Below are 18,430 nucleotides of genomic sequence, written 5' to 3' on the forward strand. Positions count from 1 at the left end.
CCGTCGGCTCCGGCCGCGGCGCGCGATCGGCCGGGGCGCGACCGCCCGGCGTGCGCTACGCTAGCGCGCCGATGCGATGTCCGATCCGGCTCGTGGCCGCCGCGGTCGCGGCGGCGGTGGTCGCCGGCGCAGGCACCGCCGCGCGCGCCCAGCAAGAGGGCGTGCGCCGCGACGAGGTGGAGCCGCCGCCCGCGCGCGAGCCCGAGCTGACCAAGCCGCCCGAGCTGCTCGAAGCGGTCGCACCCGAGTATCCGCCGGAGGAGCTCGCGGCGGGGCGAGAGGCCGCGGTCACCGTCCGCATCGACATCGACGCCACCGGCCGGGTCACCCGCGTCGAGGTCGTCGACGGCGCCGGCCCCGCGTTCGACGCCGCCGCGGTCGCCGCCGCGCGCCGCTACCGCTTCTCCCCGGCCGAGTTCGACGGCGTCCCCGGGCCGATCACCGTCGAGACGACCATCCGTTTCACGATCGAACGCCAGCCGGAGCCGGAACCCGCAGCCGCGCCGCCGGCCGCGCCCGTGCCGGCGGCCGAGTCCGGCCCGCCCGGTCACGCCGGCGACCCCGGCGCGCCCGTGTCGATCCACGGCGTCGCGCTCGAGCGCGGTACCCGGCGGCGGCTGGCGGGCGTGATCGTGTCGGTGGTCGAGGCCGGGATCGACGCGGTCACCGACGAGCGGGGCGAGTTCTTCGTCCACGGGCTGCCGGCCGGCCGCTACACCCTGGTCGCCAGCGACGACGCCTTCGATCGGTTCACGCGCACGATCGACCTCGCCGCGCGCGAGCGGATCGACGTCAAGTTGTACCTGCGACCGAAGGGCGGCAACCCGTACGAGACGGTCGTCGAGGGCGAGAGCCAGGCGTTCGAGGTCACCAAGCGGACGCTCCGCCGCCGCCAGATGACCACCGTACCGGGCACCTTCGGCGATCCGATCCGCGTCGTCCAGACGCTGCCCGGGCTCGCGCGCACGCCGTTCGTCACCGGCTTCTTGCTCATCCGCGGGTCGACGCCCGGCGACAGCGGCGTCTACGTGGACGGCCATCAGGTGCCGCTGTTGTTCCACTTCCTCGGCGGCCCCTCGTTCCTCAACCCGGAGTTCCTCGACGAGCTGTCGCTGTACCCGGGTGGCTTTCCCGCGCGGTTCGGCCGCGCCCAGGGCGGCATCGTCGCCGTCGAGACCCGCCCGCCGAAGTCGGACGGCTGGCACGGCTCGGCCGACGTCGACCTGCTCGACGCGGGCGCGTATCTGCGCGCGCCGCTCGGCGAACACAGCGGCCTCGCGATCGCCGGCCGCCGGTCGTATCTCAATCTGCTGCTGCCGGCATTTCTGCCCGAGCCCGACGCCGGCGACACGCTGATCGTCACGCCGGTCTACCAGGACTACAACATCCGCTACGACCGCGACTTCGGCGCCCGCGGCAGCGCATCGCTGTTCGTGTTCGGCTCGCGCGACGACCTCGACGTGCTGTCGACCGACGCCGACGCCGAGGAGAGCTTCGCGCTCGACTCGAGCGTCCACTTCTTCCGGATCATCGCGACCTACCGGCGGCCGATCGCCGGCGGTCTGACGCTTACCCTGTCGCCCGCGTGGGGCCGCGACAGCGTCCGGTTCGCCGGCGCTCAGACCGACCCGGCTGACCCGACCACGGCGGTCGACATTTCCCAGCAAGCGCTCAGCTACCGCATGCGCATTCACGGCGACCTGTCTGCGCGCATGCGGCTGGACACCGGCCTCGACATCGCGTCGCGCGTGACCCGGTTCGAGCTGCTCGTCCCGGTCGACGACGACTTTCGCGACCCGGTCGGCGGCGCCGACATCCCGTCGCAGGTGCTCGAAAACACCATCGTGGGCCTGGGCATCGGCGCGTACGCCGAGCTGTCGGCCGACGTCGGCGCCGGCGTGCGCCTGATCCCCGGCCTGCGCTTCGACCAGTACGTCCTTGCCGGCCAACCGCGCGTGTCCGTCGACCCGCGGATCGTCGCGCGGTGGACCGTCGCCGACCCGTGGACGGTGAAGGCGTACGCCGGGTTGTTCTCGCAGCCGCCGCAGCCGGAGCGGTTCGACGTGCGCTTCGGCAACCCCGACCTCGAGCTGGAGCGCGCGATCCACACGGGCGCCGGCGCCGAGTACCGGCTCGGCAAAACCTGGTCGTTCGACGCCGAGGCCTACTACATCGACCGGCGCAACCAGGCGGTGTTCACCGACGCGGTCGAGCGCCTGCCCGACGGCACGCTGCGGCCGCTGCGCTCGGTGAACACGGGCCGGGGCTTCACCTACGGACTCGAACTGCTCGTGCGGCGCAACATCACGCGCAACGCCTACGGCTGGCTGTCGTACACGCTGTCGTTCACCAAGGCGCGGTCCGACGACGACGACGACTTCGACTACACGTTCGCCGACCAGCGCCACAACCTCAACGCGGTCTACAGCTACACCACCGACGGCGGTTGGGAACTCGGCGCGCGCTATCGGCTGTCGTCCGGCACGCCGACGACGCCGATCGTCGGCGCGACGTTCGACGCCGACACCGGCAGCTACCGGCCCGTACGCGGAGAGTTCCGGTCGGCCCGCGAGCCGACGTTCCACCAACTCGACGTGCGCGCCGAGAAGACGTGGCTGTACGATACGTGGTCGTTCGGCGTGTACCTGGACGTGCTCAACGTGCTCAACATCGAAAACGTCGAGGCCACCCAGTACGACTACCGCTACCGCGACAGCGCGCCGATCACCAGCGTGCCGTTCGTGCCGACACTCGGCATCCGGGGGAGGTTCTGATGCGGCCGGCTGCGCGACCCGCCACCTGGGCTGCGCCGCCGCGCGCAGTGCGCCGCGTGGTCGCGGCGGTCGCGATCGCGGTCGCCGCGGCGGCGTGCGGCGCCGACTTCGAGGACCCGGCGATCGTGCTCGACCTGCGCATGCTCGGCGCGCGCGCGGAGCCCCCGGAGGTGCTGCTGCCGCCGGACGCCGAACCGGAGGACGTCGACGTGCCGGACATCGACATCTGCGCGCTCGTCGCCGACCCCGGCGCGTCGCGGCGGCTGGCGTGGGAGATGGTTGCGTGCGCACCGACGAGTTCCGGCCGCTGCGACCGCGCCGGCGCGCCGTTTGTCCCCGTCGGCTCCGGTGTGGTGGACGACCCGGACGAGGCCGAGGTCCCGGTTCCGCCGTGCGGCACCCTTCGCCCGTCGCCCGCGCTGGCCGACATCCTGCGACAGTCGATCGACGAGGACCCGCTGCAGGGGTTCAGCAGCGTCGCCGTCCAGGTGGAAATCTTCGTCAAGCCGGAGGGCGCGGCCGACGCCGACGGCATCTACGGCGTCAAGCGCGCGCTGTTCGCCCCGCAGCTTCCGCCCGACCGCGCCGCCAACCGCAACCCGTCCGTCGACGGCGTGCGGATCGCGCGGGCCGGCGACGCCGAGCCGGCCGAAGACGTCGCGCTGGCGCGCTGCACCGCCGCCGACGCGGCGCCGATCGCCCTCGTCCCCGGCGAGGAGATCGCGCTGTTTCCGGTCGAACCCGACGGCGTGCGCGAGCGCTACGTGTTGCCGACCCTCGACGGCGGCTCGCGGTCGTTTACCGAGAACCTCACCTACTCGTGGTTCGCGACCGCCGGCAGCTTCAGCGCCGCCACCACCGGCGGCCCGACGGACGCCTTCGGCAACGCGCCGCGGCTCGACACCCGCTTCACCGCGCCGGACGTCGACGCGCCGGCCGACGTCGCGCTGTGGCTGGTCGTGCGCGACGAGCGGGGCGGCGCCGCGTGGTACGAGATGTGCGCGCGGGTCGAGCCGTAGCGGGGTACGCGCGACGCCGCCGGCCACGTCGCACCCGCCGTGGTATGACGCGCCCGCCATGTCGCGCAGTCCCGGCACCGATCGTTTTCGCGCGGCCGCACCCGCGCCGCCGCCCCCGGCGTTCGTGGACGTGCGCGGCGAGCGGTTTGCGTACCTGGCCGCCGGCCCCGCCGCCGCCCCGCTCGTCCTGTGCCTGCACGGGTTTCCGGACCACGCGCCGAGCATGTGGCCGCTCGTCGTGCGGTTTGCGTCGGCCGGCTACCGCGCGGTGGCGCCGTGGTTGCGCGGCTACGCGCCCTCCACGCTCGCCGGCCCGTACGACGCCGATCAACTCGCGGCCGACGCGATCGGCCTCGCGGACGCGCTGTCGGCGCCGGGCGCGCCGGTGCGCATCGTCGGCCACGACTGGGGCGCCGTCGCCACCTACGCCGCACTGGCCGCGGCTCCCGGCCGATTCGCCGCCGCCGTCGCGCTGTCGGTCCCGCACCCGCTCGCGTTCTTCGCCAACCTGCGGCGGTACCCCGGCCAGCTCGTCCGCAGTCGCTACATGTTGTACTTTCAACTGCCTCACTTGCCCGAGCGCGCGCTCGAGCGCTCCGACGGTGCGCTCGTCGACCGGCTGTGGCGCGCGTGGTCGCCGGGGTACGCGCTGCCGCCGGATTCCCGCCGCGCCCTGCTGGCGTGCCTGCGCGCGAGTTCGCCCGCCCCGATCGCCTACTACCGCGCCCTCGCCCGGCCGCTTCCCGCCGCGATCGCGCGCGCGCGCCGCCTCGCCGCGCGCCCGATCGCCGACCCCGTGTTGTACCTGCACGGCGCCGACGACGGCTGCATCGCCCCGGACGTCGCCGCCGGACAGCGGCAGTGGTTCCGCGGCCCGCTGCGGTCGCAGGTGATCCCCGACGCCGGCCACTTCCTGCCGCTCGAGGCGACCGACACCGTCGCAGACGCGGCGCTGGCGTGGTTCACGACCGCCCGCTGAGCGCGTCGACGTCGATACCGAAGTGAACGCGCAGGGCGTGGGCGACGCCCGCGTCGCCCGCGAGAGGAAAGTCGACTCGCGTCCCGTGCGACGTGGTGAACACGAGCCGCTCGCCGGCGACCGTGACGCGACCGGTGTCCCGCAGCACCGAGCAGATGCGGCGCGCGAGGAACGGCGAGTGGGGCGACGTCGTGTGATAGCGGCGACCCGGCTCGAAGTCGGCGAGAGAGCGCGGCGTCGGATCGATCCAGTAAAGCGGCTTCGGCGGCGCGGTCGGACGCCGCTCGACGACGCGCACGCCACCGTCGACCGGCTCGAACCGGTAGCGCCGCGGGCCGTCGCGCTGCTCGTCTCCCAGACGCCACCGAAGCGGCCGCACGAACCCGTCGCCGAAGCCAACGTCGACCAGCCACGCATCGCCGACGTCGACGCGCAGCACCATGTGATCGAAGGGAATGCCGAGCCTCCCGTCGGCGCCGTAGACACGCGCGGCGAGCCGGTCTACCGAGAAGCCGAGAGCCGACAGCAACGCGGCAAATGCGCCGTTGAGTTCGTAGCAGAAACCGCCGCGGCGGCGGCGCACGATCTTGTCGACCAACGCCGCCTCGTCGAGCACGATCGGCTCGCCCGCGTGGATGCTCAGGTTCTCGAACGGCACGCTGCGCAGGTGGGCGACGTGCAACTCGCGGAGCGCGGCGAGCGTCGGCGCCCGCGCGCCGCGATAGCCGATCCGATCGAGATACGCGTCGACGTCCATGCGCACTGCCGACTATAGTGTGCCGCATGCCGCCTTTGCCGCCAGATCGACGGCGCACGGCCGGCCGCCGGCTGGCCGCGCGCACGCCGGGCGCCACGCGCGGACGGCCGGCCGCGTCGCGCGAACGCCGGCGTGCTACAGTGCGCCGCCATGTCGCGAATCCTGCTGTGCGCAGCCCTGCTGACGACGACCGCGTGCAACCCGCGCACGACGATGGACGAGGCGCCGCCGCGCGGCAAGCGGACGGGCGCCGCCGGCCCGACCGCGGCGCCGCGCGCGGACGCAAAGGCTGAGGAGATCGCCAAGCGCGTGCTCATCGTCGACGGCCACATCGATCTGCCCTACCGGCTGATGGGCAGCCGCGCGCCGGACGGCACGCTCACCGAGGACGTGTCGCAGCGCACGCCGACCGGCGACTTCGACTACCCGCGCGCGAAGGCCGGCGGGCTCGACGCGCCGTTCATGTCGATCTACGTGCCGGCCGAATACCAGACCAAAGGCGGCGCCAAGAAGCTGGCCGACGAGCTGATCGATCTGGTCGAGTCGATCATCGCGGCGCACCCGGACAAGTTCGCGCGGGCGTACTCGGTGGCTGAGGTGCGCGCGAACTTCGCCGCCGGCAAGATCTCGCTGCCGCTGGGCATCGAAAACGGCGCCGCGATCGAGGGGGACCTGCGCAACCTGAAGCACTTTTACGACCGAGGCGTCCGCTACATCACGCTCACCCACTCGGAGGACAACGACCTGTGCGACTCGTCGTACAGCGACAAACACACCCACAAGGGGCTGTCCGCGCTGGGCAAGAAGGTCGTACGCGAGATGAACCGCCTCGGCATCATGATCGACGTGTCGCACATCTCCGACGACGCGTTCTGGCAGGTCATCGAACTGTCGGAGGCGCCGGTCATCGCCAGCCACTCGTCGGCCCGTCACTTCACGCCCGGGTTCGAGCGCAACCTGTCCGACGACATGATCAAGGCGATCGGCAAGAAGGACGGCGTCGTCATGATCAACTTCGGCTCGTCGTTCATCAACCAGGAGTCGCGCGAGCACTTCCAGCGCAAGCGCGACGCGATGAACGCATACATGAAGGAAAACGGGATCGAGGACCGGCGCGATCCGCGGGTGAAGGAGTGGTCGAAGCAGTACGACGCCAAACACCCGCCCAAGTTCGCGACCGTGCAACAGGTCGCCGACCACATCGAGCACGTCATCAAGCTCGTCGGCATCGACCACGTCGGTCTCGGGTCCGATTTCGACGGCGTCGGCGACACGCTCCCGATCGGGCTCAAGGACGTGTCGATGTACCCCAACCTGATCGCCGAGCTGCTGGCGCGCGGCTACACCGAGCAGGATATCGCCAAGATCGCCGGGGAAAACGTGCTGCGCGTGTGGCAGGCGGTCGAAGACCACGCCGCGGCGCACTGACGCGACGCGCGGGAGCGGCCGCGCGGTCCCACGCGCAGGGGGTTTCGCGGTAGACTCCGCGCACCATGCCCGAGTTGCTCGGCCTGCCGATCGAAGACATCCGCTCCATTCCGCTGTTTCGCGATCTCGACGACGGAGAACTCGCCGCGGTCGCCGGGCTGTTCGCGCGCGTCGACGCGAGCGCCGGTGAGGAGCTGTTCCGCATCGGCGACGACGCGAACGCGATGTACGTCCTCACCGGCGGCGAGGTCCACCTCGAGCCGGACGACGGCGAGCAGTTCGTCCTGCGCCCGCCGTGCGTGATCGGTGAACTCGGCGCCCTGTCGGGTCTGAAGCGCAACAGCCGCGCGGTCGCCGGCGACGGCGCGCAGCTCTGGTCGGCCGACCGCGGCGCGCTCCTCGACCTGTTTGCAGCCAATCCGCAGCTCGGCGTGCGCTTCGAGAAGCGCCTGCTCGACATCTGCGCCGACAAGATCGACCGCGACCAGCGCCGTCTGCAGGACATGCGCGGCAACCTGATCCGCACGCAAAAGGCGATGAAGCAGATGCGCGATCTGATCCTCGAGGCGGAGGACACGCCGATCAGCGGACCGCTGCACGACCTGCTGTCGACCCTGATCGAGCGGAACCGGCGCGTGAACTACCGCGTATCACCACCCGCGGCCGCCGCCGCGTTCGTCCGCACGGACGACGGCGAGCGCGCGCCGGTCGAGGAGATCTCGCGCACCCATCTGTCGTTCCGCCCGGCGGGCGATGCGCCCGTACCGGGCGAGCGGTTCTCCGGCGTGCTCGCGCTCGCCGGTCCCGAGATCCCGATCAGCGGCAAGGTGTTGCGCATCTACAAGGGTCGCGTGGACATCGAGCTGGACCTGCTCATCGACGAGTACGCATCCGCGCTCGAGGGCTACCTCACCCGGGTGCAGATGCTCGACTTCCTGGTGTAGCGGGCGGAGGCCGCGACGCGCCGCTCGCCGGCCGCGCGCGGATCGCCGCCACATGCGCGGCCCCGCCCGCGCGCCGCGCGGAAGTCCTGTCGGCTCGCCGGCACGGCCCGCGGGCGGGACACGCACGCGGCCTCGTCAATGTTCCAGCTCGCCGGCGGCCAGCGCGGTGCACAGGGGACAATCCGACTCGTACGCCGCGGCCGTCGGATCCGTGCGGAACTGCTGCCATCGATGCTCAATGCGCTGCCACGCGCGATCGAAGTGCGCGCGCACGGCGGACGCCGCGTCCGCCCGGTCCACGTCGGTGCCTCCGAGCCGGCGTCCGACGCCCGCCGCGAGCTCCTGCTCGAGCAGCGCCAGGTCGTCGACGCGCACCATCTCGCTCACGCGCCGGTACACGAACTCCGCCAGCAGGTGGTCCTGCAGCCGCGGGTTCACGACAGCCCTCCGGTCGGCGCCGCCGCGGCGACGCGCTCGCGCGCGATCCGCTCCCACGCCCGTTGCGTGTAGCGCTCCACCAGCGCATCCGCCTCGGCCGGGTCGTCCGCGCAATCGACCTTGGCCTGCTCGATCGCGCGCAGGACCGTGTTGGCGTACTGCGTCGTGTCCCACAACTCGGCGTACGCGCGCACGCACTCGTAGACCAGCTCGGCCAGCAGCGCCTCCCGCGCGGTCACGACGCACCTCCCTCGGCGATGTGGCCGTTGCCGGCCGCCGCCGCCGCACCGGCGCGGGCGCGCTGGACGAGCATGCGCTGCAGGTCCGCGACGCGCGCGGGGTCGGCCGCGAGCGCCTCGATCGCCCGATCGCGCCCCTGGCCGAGGTTCGCGCCGTCGAGCCGATACCAGGTGCCCTTGCGCTCGACGATGCCCTCGCGCTCGGCGGCGTCGACGAGTTCTCCCATCTTGTGGATGCCGGTGCCGTACAGGATCTCGAACTCGGCTTCGCGGAACGGCGGCGCGAGCTTGTTCTTGACGACCTTGACTCGAACGTTGGACCCGATCAGCGCGCCGTCGCGCTTGATCGGCTTCTTGCGGCGAATGTCGAGCCGGACGGAGCAGTAGAACTTGAGCGCGTTGCCGCCCGGCGTCGTCTCGGGATTGCCGAACACGAGGCCGATTTTCTCCCGCAGCTGGTTGATGAACACGATGCACGTGCGCGTCTTGGCGACGACGGCGGTGAGCTTGCGGAGCGCCTGGCTCATGAGCCGCGCCTGCAGGCCCATGTGCGCGTCGCCCATGTCGCCTTCGATCTCGGCGCGCGGCGTGAGCGCGGCGACCGAATCGACGACGATCAGATCGACGGCGCCGGTGCGCGTGAGCGTGTCGACGATCTCGAGCGCCTGCTCGCCGCAGTCCGGCTGGGACACGAGCAGGTCGTCGAGCTTGACGCCGAGCCGCGCAGCGTAGCCGGTGTCGAGCGCGTGCTCGGCGTCGACGAACGCGCAGACGCCGCCGAGCCGCTGCGCCTCCGCGATCGCGTGCAGCGTGAGCGTCGTCTTGCCGGACGATTCCGGCCCGTAGATCTCGACGATGCGGCCGCGCGGCAGCCCGCCGACGCCGAGGGCGCAGTCGAGAGCGACGGAACCGGTCGAGATGACCTCGACCTGGGCCACGTCGCTGCCGTCGAGGCGCATGATCGCGCCGGCGCCGAACTGTTTCTTGATGGCGGCGACGGCCTGATCGATCGCCTTGGCCTTGTTTCTGGACAGGGTATCGGAGTGCTTGTGTTTCATGGCAGGGATCTCCTGGGTTGAGGTGAGCCGGCGACGCCGCGCCGGCGACGGTTCGCGGCGTCGCGGCGCCGCGCCGCCTGCCCTCGCACCGACCGTGCCGGACGCAACGCCGCGCGCCGGCATCGGGAGTGTCCGGCCGCCGGCCACGCGGCCGAGCCGTGGACGCGGCTTCTTGGGGGTCGGCTGACCACCTGCGCGCACAGGGTGCGACCGCAACGACGGCCGCTACCCCACTGCTTCCTTGCGCAGCGGCGCGTCGTGCCCGAAACTGATCTACCGTGCGAACCTCTCGCCTGCTGTTTGCCCCTGGTGTCGTGGCGATCGCGGCCGCGGCGGTCGCGTGCACCGGCGACGCTCCGGTCGCCGTGTCGACCACCGCGCAGCGCGTGCGCAGCGGCCTCGGTTCGGATGGCGCGTTCGTCGGTTTCGACGTGCTCGTCACCGACGCCGCGGGCCGGGCCATCCCGTGCGGCACCGGCTCGCTGTCGGCGACGGTGGCCGTGTCGCGCGACGGCGGCCCGTTCGAGCCGGTCGGCGCCTCGCAGATCCAGGTCACCTGCGCGAGCGACGCGGTCGGCCAACTCGCGATCGCGGTCGACAACAGCGGCTCCGAGGCGGGCTTCCTCGCGCCGCTGCGCGCCGGCGTCGACGCCGCCATCGACGCGATCGCAGCGGTCGGCGGCGAGGCGTCGCTCGTCCGCGTGTCCACCACCGCGCAGGTCCTCGCGCCGCTTACGTCGGACGCCGCCACCCTGCGCGCCGCGGCCGACCGCATGTTCGTCGCCAACGGGTGGACGGCGCTGTACGACGGCGTGCGCCTGGCCAACGAGACCCTCGGCGGCCGGGTCGTGCCGGCTGCCGCGGCCGACCGATTTCCCGACGTCGCGGCGTTCTGCGCGGCGGGCCGCAAACACGCGATCGCCGTGTTCACGGACGGCCGAGACAATAACTCGGCCGACGAACACGCGGCCGACTACGACACCGACGCGTATCCGGGCGACGGCATCGACACGTCGCTCGAAGACCTCTACAACCTGCGGGTCGGCTCGGTGACGACGCCGGTGTACGCGATCGGGCTCGGCGACGAGGTCGACGGCGACGCGCTCGCGGCGCTCGCGCTCGGCACCGGGGGACGCTACCTGCCGATCGACGACGCCGGCGACCTCGCCGCCGTGTTCCCGATGATCGCCGACTACGCGGGCGCGACCCACCAGGTGTGCGCCGAGCTGCCGGGCGATGGCTGCGGCGATGTCGACTTGCGCATCGACTACGAGTGGACCGACGGCGTCGACGTCATCGCCGGCAGCCGCGTCGAACACATCCACGTCGACTGCCCGGCGGCGCCCGCGGCCGGGCGCACCGCGACGGTGCTGCTCACGCTGTCGAACCCGGGCATCCCGCGCGACGACGCGGGGACGCTCGCGGCCAACGTCGCGCGGTGGGTGAGCCCGGTCGCCGCGCCGCGCGTGCTGGTCGTGCTCGACGACAACCACCACGGCGAGTTCGCCGGCGACGCGGACACCGTCGCGGCGCTTTTGGCCGAGCGCGGCATCGACGCCGACCGCCTCGACGAGCCGGCCGACGGGATCGCGGTCGACGCGTTCGCGGGCTACGACGTGGTGTGGCTGTCGAACCCCGGCTATCCGCCCGACGACCGGCTCACGATCGACGCGCTGTCGGCGTTCGCGGAGGGCGGCGGCGGCGTGGTGCTCCAGGGCGACGACATGACGTGGAGCTTCGGCCACGCGTTTTCGATGGCCGGCCTCACCCACCTGGACCACATCGACAACGGCGTGCGCGCGTGCGGCAAGAAGATCGACGACAACCGAGGCCGGTCGTACGAGGTGACGCTGGACCCGTCCGGCCACCCGGTCGTCGCCGGCCTCGACGGGCTGCCGTGGATGTACGGCGACGACATCGATCGTGCGGCGCCGCGCGGCGAGGGCGAACGCGTCGCCGCGTGGGCGCGGTTCGAAAAGGGCTCGTGCGCCGTGCAGACGCCGGCGATCGTCGTGTTCGACCCGGCGGACGCGGCCGCCCCGTCGATGTAGCCGGCCGCGGCGGGACGCCCGGCGCCGGGCAGCGCCCGCGGCGCGAGCGCGCGGCGTGTCCGCTCGCGTCGCATCCCGAGCACGCGACCGGTTCGATCGCGCCGACTACATCGCCCCACACACGGCGCGTCGCGCCGGACGGCGGCGCGGCCGCGGCGGCCGCGGGCGACGAATCACCGAGACGTAAATCCGATCGAAGCGCGGCCGATCCGGTACAATCGGATGGCGCGTGCTGCGTGGGGAGAGGGCGCGCGTGTCGCCTCGCACCTGGATGGCCGTGGACCAAAGGCAACACCGCTCCGACATTGTCGCGCTCGACGCGCACCGCCGGCGACGCGCCACTCCGAGCGACGATCCCGCCGAACTCCGCCTGCGGTTGTTCGCGCCGTTGCTTCGCTACGTCGAAGACCGGCACGGTCCGGACGCGGTCGCGGCGGTGCTCGCCGAGGCGGACATGGCGGATGTCGACGCCCGCGACGGCGATCGCTGGATCAGCGTCGCGCGCGCCGCGCGGTTGACCGCCGCCGTGCGCGCGCGCCTCGACGACGACCGCGAGTTCAAGGCGGCCGCCGCCTACAAGCTGCGTGACAGCCTCGGGCTGTTCGTCCATCTGGTGCGTGCGTTGTCGATCCGGCGGCTCGCGGAGTACGTCGTGGGAACCATGCACCGCGTGTCGCGGGTGAGCCGGTACGAGATCCAGTCGGCGACGGATCGCTCGCTCGCCCTGCGATACACCAGCGACCGCGACGAATCCCGCCTGCTGTGCCTCACCCGCCAGGCGGCGATCGAGGTCCTGCCGACGCTGTGGGGTCTGCCGCGCGCGCGGGTCACCGAGCGCGCGTGCATCGCGCGCGGCGACGACCACTGCGGCTATGACGTCCGCTGGCACGCGCAGGTGCGGCTGTGGCACGCCGTGGCCGGCGGCGTCCTCGGTGCGGCCGCCGGTGGCGCGGCCGCCGCGCTCGGCGCGGTCGGGCTGTCCCCCGTCGCCACCCTCGCCGCGCTCGGCGCGGTCGCCGCGTACGCGATCGACCTGCGCCGCGTCCACCGCATCAACCTGCAACTGGCCGAAGCCGACGTCGACCACGTGCGCGCCCTCGCCGACGCCTATGCCGAGGCCAACGAGGAAATCCTCGAGTGGAACCGCCGCCAGCGCAGCTGGACGCGCGCGCTCGAAGCGCAGATCGAGGACAACGCGGCCCACGTCGCCCGCCTCACCCAGACTGCCCGCGAGATCGCCGACGAGACAACCACGCGGCTGCGCGCCATCACCCACGACATTCGCAGCCCGCTGACCGTGTTGCGGTTCGTGCGGCCCGAGATCGAGCGCCACGTCCCCCGGCGCCCCCCGGAGGTGGACAAGCTGCTCGACGACGTCGACCGCACGGTCGACATCATCGAGAACCTGGTCAATCAGATCCTCGACCCCGCGAGGACCGCGTCGCAGAAGCTGGCGGCGGCCGTCGAAGACATCGACACGGAGGCGCTCGCGGAGCGGCTGCGGCGGCGGCTGCGCGCGCTCGTGCTCGGCCGCGACATCCGGGTGAGCGTGCTCGTCAGCCGCGAGACGCCCGCCGTCGTGCGGTGCGATCCGATCGCGTTCGAGCGCGTGCTCGACAACCTGATCGGCAACGCCGCCAAGTTCACGAACCGCGGCAGCATCGTCGTGGAGTTGTCCGGTCGGCCGGGATTTTTGGTCGTCAAGATCTCCGACACGGGCCCCGGCATCGGGCCGGACCACATCGAGCGCGTGTTCCGCGCCGGCGAGCGCACGCCCGAGGCGCGGGGCGTCGCCGGCCAGGGGCTCGGCCTCGCCATCGTCGTGCGGCTGCTCGATCAGCTGGGCGGCCGGCTCGAGGTCATGTCGCAGCCCGGCGTCGGAACGACGTTCTGGGTGCACGTGCCGGCGCAGCCGCCGGCCGGCGACCAGCCGCGGCCGCCGGCCGGCGATGACGCCGGCGACGACGAGGCCATCGGCCGCGTCGTCCACGTCCGCCGATTCAACGGCCGCGCGCGAGGAGCGAAGTGAAGCCGCCGGTCGCCAAGCCCGCCCCCGAGCCGGGCCCGCTCGAAACCTATCCGTGGCCGGAGCGGCTCGCCGCGCGCGTGGTCGCGCCGGGGCCGGCGCCGCGCGTACACGGCTACTGCGTGCAAGCGGATCTGGCGCGCCACTACGCGTTCGGCGAGGCGCTGTATTTGTGCATCACCGGATCGCTGCCGGACGCGCGCGTCGCGCGCGCCTTCGACGTCGCGATGTGGTTTGCGGGTCCGGTCGCGATCGCGCACGGCGCGGTGCACGCCGCGGCGCTCGCGCACCTGGTCGACGCCCGCGACAGCGCCGTCGCCGGCACGGCGGCGATCGCGCTGGCCGAGGCGACCTCCGCCGAACTGGACGACCTGGCGGACCTGCTGGCGTGGCTGGACGCGCCGGCCGGGCCGTTGCCCGCGTGCGCGGTCGCGACGGCGGCCGGCGATCGCGACGGGGTGGCTCGGTTGCGGCGCGCGCTCGCGCCGACCGGCGTCCGGCCCGCGGCCCTCGACCGCGACCCGAGCCTGCGCGCCGCGGTCGTCGCGACGCTGCACGCGTGCGGCGTCGCCACGCGCGCGCAGCTTCACACCGCGCTGACGCTGGCGCGATTGCCGTTTTGCCTCGCCGAGGCGACCGCCGGGCCGCGCCGCACCCTGCGCGCGTGTGCGATGAACGTGCCGCCCGTGCGCTATCGCGATCCGGCGGCCGCCGGCACCAGCACCCAGGGCGCCGGGGCCGGCAGAGCCGAGCCCCCCGATGCCGACTGACCCGATCGAAACCCACGTCGCCCACGCGTCGACGCGCTCGCACCGGCTGTTCGGATACGACCTGTTTTCCGAAGTCGCGGGCGTCGCGTCGCTGTGGGATCTGACCGCGCTGTGCGTCCGCGGGCCGGCGCTGTCGGCCACAGACCGCGCCGTGCTCGACGACCTGATCGGCTGCTGCACGGTGGCCGACCCGCGCCTGCCGCCGCTGAAGCTCGTGCGGCTCGCGGCGGCGCACGGGTCGGTCCTGGCCGGCTGCGCCGCGGGGCTGCTCGCGCTCGAGGACGCGTTCATCGGCCCGTGGTCCGCGGGAGCGGCCGCGCGGTGGCTGCGCGACGTCGAGCCGGCGCTGCGCGACGCGCCAGACCCGGCCGCCGAGGCGCTGCGCGCGGTCGACCAGGCGCTGGCACGCGACGGCGTGCTGCCCGGCTTCGGCGTGCCGTTTCGCGACCGCGACGAGCGCGTGGCGGCGCTCGACGCGTGCCTGCGGCGTCGCGGCCGCGCCGGCCGCCGCTACTGGCGCGCGCTGCGGGCCGTCGAAGCCGCCGCGGTCGCGCGCAAGGGAATCGGCGCCAACATCGGCGCCGGCGTGGCGGCCTGCCTGCTCGACCTCGGGTTCTCGCCGCGCGAGATCCCGACGGTGAGCGCGTTGCTCGCGCTGCCGTGCATCCTGGCCAACGCGTACGAGTCCGCGAGCCAGCGGGCGCCCGCGATGCAGGCGGTCGACCCCAGCGCGGTCGAGTACGTGGGGCCGCCGCACCGCACCAGCCCGCGCGCGGCCGCGGCGGCGTCCCCCGCTGGATCCACGACGGAGGAGTCGCCGTGACGGAGGCGCAGCGGCCGTCGCGCGTCGTCGACCTCGTGCTCCGGTACCTCAAGGCCGAGGGCGTGCGCGTGGTCTACGGCATCCCCGGCGGCCTGCTCCACACGTTCTTCGAGGCGGTCGAGGCCGATCCCGATCTCGCGCTGGTGGTCGCCAAGCACGAGGAGGGCGCCGCGTTCATGGCCGACGGCTACGCGCGCACCAGCGGCCGGCTCGCGGTCTGCGCCGGCACGTCCGGTCCGGGAGCGACGAACCTGCTCACTGGCGTGTCCGTGGCATTCGCCGACGGCGTCCCGATGATGGTGATCACCGGCCAGGCGGCCAGCCATGCCTTGGGCAAGGGTGCCGCGCAGGAGACGACGCGCGAAGACATCGACGTGGTCGCGATGTTCCGTCCGGTCACCAAGTACTCGACGATGGTGCCGACCGCCGACGTCATGCCGCACCACCTGCGCCGCGCACTGCGGCTCGCGCTGTCGGGCCGCCCCGGCCCGGTGCACCTCAACGTGCCGATCGACCTGTGGCGGCAGCCCGCCCCGGACGAGACGTGGTTCGATCCGTCGACCTACCGGCCCAAGACCGATCTGTTCGACCGCCGCGCCGTCCAGGACGCGGCCGAGGCGCTGCAGTCGGCGGCGCGGCCGGTCATCCTGGCCGGCTCGGGCACGGCGGTGGCCGGCGCGGCCGAACACCTCGCGACGCTGGCGGAGATGTTCCCGGCGCGCGTCGCCACGACGCCGCGCGCGAAGGGCCTGTTCCCGGAGGACCACCCGCTGTCGCTGGGCGTGCTCGGCTTCGCCGGCCACGCCGCTGCCCGCAAGACGATCATCGTCGACGACGACGTCGACGTGCTCGTCACCGTCGGCGCGTCGCTCAACGAGACGACGACGTACAACTGGCACCCGGGCTTGATGCCGACCCGCGCGCTCATCCAGGTCGACATCGACGTCGATCGCATCGGGCGCAACTATCCGGTCACCATTCCGGTCGTCGGCGACGCGCGCACGATCCTCACCGAACTCGTCTACCACACGCACCGCCTGATCCGCGAAGGGCGCCGCCCCGCGTCGACGTGGGCCGACGCGCCGCCGGTCCCGCGCGGAGAGGACCGGTTCCTCGACCGCGACCTGCGCGCATCGGACGCCATCCCGCTCACTCCGCAGAGGTGGCGGCGCGAGCTGTCGGACGCCCTGCCCGAGGACGCCATCGTGTTCTCGGACATCGGCGGCCACATGCTGTTCAACATCCACCATCTCACCATTCGAGGCAGACAGCGGTTCGTGCTCAACCTCGGGTTCGGCTCGATGGGCCACGGCACGGTCGCCCCGATCGGCGCGGCGATGGCCCACCCGGGCCGGCCGGTCGTCGCGATCGTCGGCGACGCGTGCTTCACCATGAACGGGATGGAGCTGCTCACCGCGCTCGAATACGACGTCCCGGTGGTGTGGGTGATCGAAAACAACAACATGCACGGCATCACCTGGCACGGCAGCCAGAAGGTGTCCGGCGGCCGGCCGATGGACAGCGTCGTGTACCGGCACAAGCTCGACATCGCCGCGATCGCGCGCGCGATGGGGCTGCACGCGGCGCTCGTCGACCGGCCGGGCGAGCTCGCCGGCGCGCTCGACGGCGCCTGGCACCACGCCGGCCCGTCCGTGATCGAGGTGCGCGTCGACCCGTCGATCGAGCCGCCGCTGGGCGACCGCGCGCAGACGATCGCCGGGTTCAAACGCTAGGAGGCTGTTGCGATTGCCAGTGGCTGCGGCCGCGATCTGCGGGCGATCGTCGGCGTACGTCCTCGCGCCCTTCGGTTCCGTAGGGGTATACGCGCCCTCGTGCGCTGCGGGCGTGCGCCGAACCTCGCCTCGCAGCTCGCAACCTCCCTGGCGCGCCTATCCGCAACCGCCCCCCTAGCTGTCACAGTGCGATCGCGAGCCGGCCACCGCCTCGCGGCGGCCGACAGATAGCGAATCACGAGGTCCGCCTCGTCGGGCCGCAACATCGCCCGCGGCGCCATCTCGTCGACGAAGCCGCGCCAGGCGTCGGGCGGGTACTCGCGCGGCGCGTGCAGCGGATGGCAGCCCGAGCAATGCGCCACGTACAGCTCGCGGCCGCGTTCGAGGTCGGCGCGCGTGGTCTGCGGCCAGGTTTGCCGCGCGCGGGTCACGTCGGCGTCGGTCGGCCGCGGGATCCCGGAGCTGCACGCCGCGGCCGCGACCGCGAGCGCGACCGCGGCGGCGAGCGCGAGGGGCGCGCGGCGGCGAGCCCGTGTGCGACTGGGGTGGGCCATCAGATGTGGAATGCCAGCAGCACGCGGGCCATGTACCGCTCGTGTTCGTCGAGGATGAGCGTGCCGTCGCCTTCTTTCTTGAGAGCCGGCAGCTGGGGCATGAACGTCGCCGCAATCCACCACGTCTCGGTCGCGTACGCAACCTGCGGGCCGGCGAACAGCGCCGAGTGCTCCCACTCGCCGTGCGCGATTTCGTTGTGGTTGAGCACCTCGACCCCGGCGGTGAAGTTCGGCGATAGGTAGTAGGCCAGGCCGAACGACGGCGCCAGCACGAACTCCGGCTCCATCTCGACCTCGCCCTCGTCCATCTCGCCTTCGAACTCGAGCTCGAGTTCGCCGACCAGGTTCGCGACCACGAGCAGGTTGCCGATCTTCTTGTCGAACAACAGCTTCGCTTCCAGCTCGAGTTCTTCCGGTCCGGCGCCGACCTCGCCGTAGAGGCCGAAGCCGACCCGGTCGGCCACCGGGTCGCTGACCTTGTACTTCCACTCGGACGACACGCCCTGGAACTCGCTGCCGGTGGACAGCACTCCCGGCGCCGTCTCGGCTGCCGCCGCCGAGAAGTTCAGATAGAACGCGGACTGCAGGCGGTCGGTGAGCCCCCATTCCAGCTCGACGCGCTGGTCGAACCGAAGATAGAAGTCGTCCCGCCCGATGCGGGGCGTGGTCCACAGCTCGAGTTCGCGTGCGCCCGCCGGCAGCACGGCCGTCTCGTAGTTGAACGTGAAGTGGCGCTCGTTGGCATTCGCGGACGGCGCGAACGCGCCGGACACGATGGGGGTCGCGACCGCGGTGGCGGCGACGAGGTGACGAAACGACATCGGGCAACTCCTGAGG

General features: G+C 72.8%; 14 protein-coding genes and 1 pseudogene. 8 read left to right on the top strand and 7 right to left on the bottom strand.

Annotation, left to right across the window (positions count from 1 at the left end; genetic code table 11):
- Positions 1–71: 71 nt before the first annotated feature.
- From D6689_07905 to D6689_07915, 3 genes are read left to right on the top strand one after another with little or no spacing between them, the layout of a single operon-like run.
- Positions 72–2,774, top strand: a complete 2,703-nt coding sequence (locus D6689_07905; protein RMH42509.1) for a TonB family protein — start codon at positions 72–74, stop codon at positions 2,772–2,774.
- Positions 2,774–3,793: a hypothetical protein gene (locus D6689_07910; protein ID RMH42510.1), complete on the top strand. Its 1,020-nt coding sequence runs from the start codon at positions 2,774–2,776 to the stop codon at positions 3,791–3,793. Before D6689_07905 ends, D6689_07910 begins: the two co-directional genes overlap by 1 nt.
- 58 nt (positions 3,794–3,851) lie before the next feature.
- The gene (locus D6689_07915; protein ID RMH42511.1) at positions 3,852–4,772 is read left to right on the top strand and encodes an alpha/beta hydrolase; all 921 of its coding nucleotides are present in this window, start codon (positions 3,852–3,854) and stop codon (positions 4,770–4,772) included.
- On the opposite strand, the gene D6689_07920 is transcribed toward D6689_07915, so the two are convergent.
- On the bottom strand, positions 4,756–5,529 hold the full coding sequence (locus tag D6689_07920) for an arylamine N-acetyltransferase (protein RMH42512.1): 774 nt from the start codon (positions 5,527–5,529) through the stop codon (positions 4,756–4,758). The genes D6689_07915 and D6689_07920 overlap by 17 nt on opposite strands.
- 213 nt (positions 5,530–5,742) lie before the next feature.
- Here D6689_07920 and D6689_07925 point away from each other — a divergent pair, with 213 nt between their 5' ends.
- Positions 5,743–6,957, top strand: a complete 1,215-nt coding sequence (locus D6689_07925; protein ID RMH42522.1) for a membrane dipeptidase — start codon at positions 5,743–5,745, stop codon at positions 6,955–6,957.
- Between the two features lie 65 nt (positions 6,958–7,022).
- On the top strand, positions 7,023–7,901 hold the full coding sequence (locus D6689_07930; GenBank protein ID RMH42513.1) for a cyclic nucleotide-binding domain-containing protein: 879 nt from the start codon (positions 7,023–7,025) through the stop codon (positions 7,899–7,901).
- 135 nt (positions 7,902–8,036) lie between these two features.
- On the opposite strand, the gene D6689_07935 is transcribed toward D6689_07930, so the two are convergent.
- The 4 genes and pseudogenes from D6689_07935 to D6689_07950 all read right to left on the bottom strand — a co-directional run bounded on the left by D6689_07935 (position 8,037) and on the right by D6689_07950 (position 11,256).
- Complete coding sequence (locus D6689_07935; protein ID RMH42514.1) at positions 8,037–8,339, bottom strand: hypothetical protein; 303 nt, start codon at positions 8,337–8,339, stop codon at positions 8,037–8,039.
- Positions 8,336–8,578: a hypothetical protein gene (locus tag D6689_07940; GenBank protein RMH42515.1), complete on the bottom strand. Its 243-nt coding sequence runs from the start codon at positions 8,576–8,578 to the stop codon at positions 8,336–8,338. Before D6689_07940 ends, D6689_07935 begins: the two co-directional genes overlap by 4 nt.
- Positions 8,575–9,636 (bottom strand): recombinase RecA, encoded by a 1,062-nt coding sequence (gene recA, locus D6689_07945; GenBank protein RMH42516.1) that lies wholly within the window; start codon positions 9,634–9,636, stop codon positions 8,575–8,577. Before recA ends, D6689_07940 begins: the two co-directional genes overlap by 4 nt.
- Before the next feature lie 1,374 nt (positions 9,637–11,010).
- Positions 11,011–11,256 (bottom strand): annotated as a pseudogene (locus D6689_07950) (hypothetical protein).
- Between the two features lie 684 nt (positions 11,257–11,940).
- Between D6689_07950 and D6689_07955 the strand changes: the two are divergent.
- The 3 genes from D6689_07955 (at position 11,941) to D6689_07965 (ending at position 17,039) form a co-directional block, all read left to right on the top strand.
- Positions 11,941–13,716, top strand: a complete 1,776-nt coding sequence (locus tag D6689_07955) for a sensor histidine kinase (GenBank protein ID RMH42517.1) — start codon at positions 11,941–11,943, stop codon at positions 13,714–13,716.
- Complete coding sequence (locus tag D6689_07960) at positions 13,713–14,483, top strand: hypothetical protein (GenBank protein ID RMH42518.1); 771 nt, start codon at positions 13,713–13,715, stop codon at positions 14,481–14,483. The genes D6689_07955 and D6689_07960 overlap by 4 nt, the downstream gene beginning before the upstream one ends.
- A 660-nt stretch (positions 14,484–15,143) precedes the next feature.
- Positions 15,144–17,039, top strand: a complete 1,896-nt coding sequence (locus D6689_07965; GenBank protein ID RMH42519.1) for a thiamine pyrophosphate-binding protein — start codon at positions 15,144–15,146, stop codon at positions 17,037–17,039.
- Here D6689_07965 and D6689_07970 read toward each other — a convergent pair.
- Positions 17,036–17,593 (bottom strand): cytochrome c, encoded by a 558-nt coding sequence (locus D6689_07970; GenBank protein ID RMH42520.1) that lies wholly within the window; start codon positions 17,591–17,593, stop codon positions 17,036–17,038. The two genes, D6689_07965 and D6689_07970, sit on opposite strands and share 4 nt — an antisense overlap.
- Positions 17,593–18,414, bottom strand: a complete 822-nt coding sequence (locus D6689_07975) for a hypothetical protein (GenBank protein ID RMH42521.1) — start codon at positions 18,412–18,414, stop codon at positions 17,593–17,595. The genes D6689_07970 and D6689_07975 overlap by 1 nt, the downstream gene beginning before the upstream one ends.
- Between the last annotated feature and the right edge of the window lie 16 nt (positions 18,415–18,430).

The organism is Deltaproteobacteria bacterium (assembly GCA_003696105.1).
Taxonomy (GTDB): Bacteria; Myxococcota_A; Polyangia; order Haliangiales; family J016; genus J016.

Bases quoted from the DNA above. Each gene is read 5' to 3' on its own strand.
- D6689_07930 (RMH42513.1), top strand. From the start codon at position 7,023: ATGCCCGAGTTGCTCGGCCTGCCGATCGAAGACATCCGCTCCATTCCG.
- recA (RMH42516.1), bottom strand. From the start codon at position 9,636: ATGAAACACAAGCACTCCGATACCCTGTCCAGAAACAAGGCCAAGGCG.
- D6689_07925 (RMH42522.1), top strand. From the start codon at position 5,743: ATGGACGAGGCGCCGCCGCGCGGCAAGCGGACGGGCGCCGCCGGCCCG.
- D6689_07910 (RMH42510.1), top strand. From the start codon at position 2,774: ATGCGGCCGGCTGCGCGACCCGCCACCTGGGCTGCGCCGCCGCGCGCA.
- D6689_07920 (RMH42512.1), bottom strand. From the start codon at position 5,529: ATGGACGTCGACGCGTATCTCGATCGGATCGGCTATCGCGGCGCGCGG.
- D6689_07975 (RMH42521.1), bottom strand. From the start codon at position 18,414: ATGTCGTTTCGTCACCTCGTCGCCGCCACCGCGGTCGCGACCCCCATC.
- D6689_07905 (RMH42509.1), top strand. From the start codon at position 72: ATGCGATGTCCGATCCGGCTCGTGGCCGCCGCGGTCGCGGCGGCGGTG.
- D6689_07970 (RMH42520.1), bottom strand. From the start codon at position 17,593: ATGGCCCACCCCAGTCGCACACGGGCTCGCCGCCGCGCGCCCCTCGCG.
- D6689_07915 (RMH42511.1), top strand. From the start codon at position 3,852: ATGTCGCGCAGTCCCGGCACCGATCGTTTTCGCGCGGCCGCACCCGCG.